Consider the following 2,767-nt stretch of genomic DNA (forward strand, 5'->3'; position numbering starts at 1 on the left):
CACTATGCAATTCTACCGACCTCCGTGAAATTGCACACTGATTTTCCCTCTAAACGGTCGTGCGACGGAACGATCGCCTCCGAATCTGGCTTCCCTCATCGGCTGTTCATGTCAAATAATAGCTCGCAGATAGTATCGCTTGTTGAGTCGGATTGAACTCTATTATGGGTGTAATTAATCGTTCTTATCCTGTAGAGATTGATTCTAATCCGAACAATCGCGTTCTGATACACTTATTAGATCCCGAAGCGCAGTTTCTAGTCAATCTGGCCGCGGAGTCCAGAGGGAGGGGAATAACATGGCTCACGGGGGACGATCATCCACACACGAAACCGAAGCATCAGTTGCCGGTCAACCGCGCACCGACCGAACAGTCGGCGATTATAGCCCACTATTGTTTCCTGCAGGGGTATCCTTGCTGGAATTGCTCAGGTTCTCCTTTTGGATACCCCAGCAGTGGAAGCGTTCTTACTCGCGTTCTTAGTGATAGTTGTCGGCATACAGGGACTCTGGGCCTTTTTAGGCCATTACTTTAGATCTGATGAGATAGCCGCGTTCATCGGCTGGCCGGCGGATAGCCCGTTCCAAAAAGAAGTCGCGTTCGGTAATCTCGCTTTCGGAGTGCTGGGGATTCTCTGTCTCTGGTTTCGGGGTGGATTCTGGATCGCAACGGCGATCGGGATCTCTGTTTTCATGCTCGGGGCTGCCATTGTCCACGTGAAGGATATCCGAGAGACACAGAACCGAAGTCCCGGAAACGCTGGGCCAATTCTGTGGACAGATATCCTGACATCGCTCGTTTTACTTGTGTTACTGGCTCTCTATTTTCTTTGAGCGGTGCGATTTCGGTCGGTCAGCAGAGACACGAGAAAAACAATCCATCTATCACTCTTTCGGGAAACTTAGCTGCTCTCAAGAGAACAGTCCCAGGAATTCTCGTGGATGATCCTTTCCGGGAGTTATGCCAACGCCAGAATTTGAGCGGAGAAACAGCCACCAACCTTTCGATACAAGCTTCGCACTTCGTCGAGGACGGCGACCCATCAGATTCCATTTCCGCTTTGGCGAAAATGCGGGAGTGGGAAATTCATCCATTGGCGCCTAAATCCATAAGCGGAAGTAACAACCCCCCGGGATCCTCAATGGAATCTGTGCGCGGATTGGAGTGCAAATGATACAGCTCCGTTTAGTAGCCTCATTTGGAGTGATGAGACCCCGCTATTCTACTGCTTCGTCGTGGTGATTTTTCGCCCCCAAAAGTCGTCCCCATTTACCAATTCAACCCAATAGACGTTGCCCATCGTATGTGGTGAGATAGTCCCCAGTTACACCTTCCTTCCATCAGCGACTGCCTCGTGCTGCTGGAAGATTTTGACCAGGGACCAGAACGCATCAGACGGCGATCCACCGCGGTCAATGTTATATCCGTATTTCCCGATAGCTTTCTCTACGAGGTTACGCTCAGCATCAGAGAGCCCCGAAAGTTCGAACGTGTATCGGGTGCGGAGCTGCTGACCATACGCTTCGACGGTCCGGTGCCAGTTGATGCGCCGTATACCGGTACGTTTTGAGCGTCGCGTTTTTGGAGTTTGAGTCGGTAATCGAGAACCGTGCGCCGTGAGCAGACGACCATTCAATAACCGAGCGATCAGGAGTCGGTACGAGTGCCGATTTTTCGATCAGCATTCGCGTATACGAACGTCCTCCCGATATCGAGTGGAGTATCTTCATCCACATCGCTGTCTCCAAGGCCAACTAACCGAAATTTCTCGCGATCGAGACGCGGAAGCTCATCAAACTGCACGATGTTATCCTGGTTAGCCTGTTGCACAGGAGTGAGATGCCAGAAGTAGCGAGTCGCCGAGCGTTCATTTCGTACTTCATACGAGAGTCGATACACACCGCCGTCGCACACCCATGGTCTACTGTCTTCCCAGATTGGCGGTGATTGGTCGTCAACTATCATCGACCCGTTTTGCACGGCTCGCTTGATCACGCGTCGGCCCTTCTCTGAATTTTCCCGTAGAGATAGGGCATGTCGTCCACCGATGTCTCTGTCATCAACTGCTCTCATCCGTAACCGAGCAGCCGGAGGCGGGTTTCCAGCAGACTCAGAATTCGTTGAGGACTGTTGTCTTGGCTGAGTAAACCGAAACCGCTGGCACACCCGGCTATTGAGGTCGTGAGAACCGTTGAAGCGGTGGCGAGGAACACACGTCGGGAGTAATTCATTGTGATGTACTAGCATGAAGAACAGTTATAATTATTCCGATGACACAAAGAAACATTTGATACTTCCGACCGACACATAGCTGGCTTGCAAACGAGCAGGTATTATTGAAGGTACGCTCTGCAGTCGGCAAAGAGGTAACCTCTTGCCGCCTACCCCCCAAGCGAAAGTAGACTTCCCGGGCACCCTTGAGTTGATCACTGTGCATTACGTGGTACATATTTGGCGTGTTAACTGTCGTTGATTTCAATGATCGAATTCGGCTGCTTCGAACAATCGGTGGAAAAGTAGTCTGCGTTCTGTGATTTCGGCGTGTTTCAAGATGCGTGATTGGTTCTATAATGGAAGTAGAACGCGAGAAGGCAGCGAGTTCAAGCAGAACAGAGGTAGTAATGTTCCAGCCCGTGGGACTGTCATCCCGGCACCAGCAGGTGATTGTTATATCCGGTGACGACCGGGGGGACTGTCCAACGTGTTGGGACGAGTTTCAACTGGACTGGTTGCGGCCAATGGACGGTCTTCCGTGAACCAGCAGTG

General features: G+C 51.3%; 1 protein-coding gene. It reads left to right on the forward strand.

The features are described from left to right. Positions 1 to 456: 456 nt before the first annotated feature. Entirely contained in the window at positions 457 to 834 is a 378-nt protein-coding gene (locus BG842_RS03980; RefSeq protein WP_139136010.1) for a DUF6790 family protein, read from the forward strand. Positions 835 to 2,767 lie beyond the last annotated feature (1,933 nt).

Source organism: Haladaptatus sp. W1, assembly GCF_001723155.1.
In the GTDB taxonomy this organism is placed as follows: Archaea; Halobacteriota; Halobacteria; order Halobacteriales; family Haladaptataceae; genus Haladaptatus; species Haladaptatus paucihalophilus.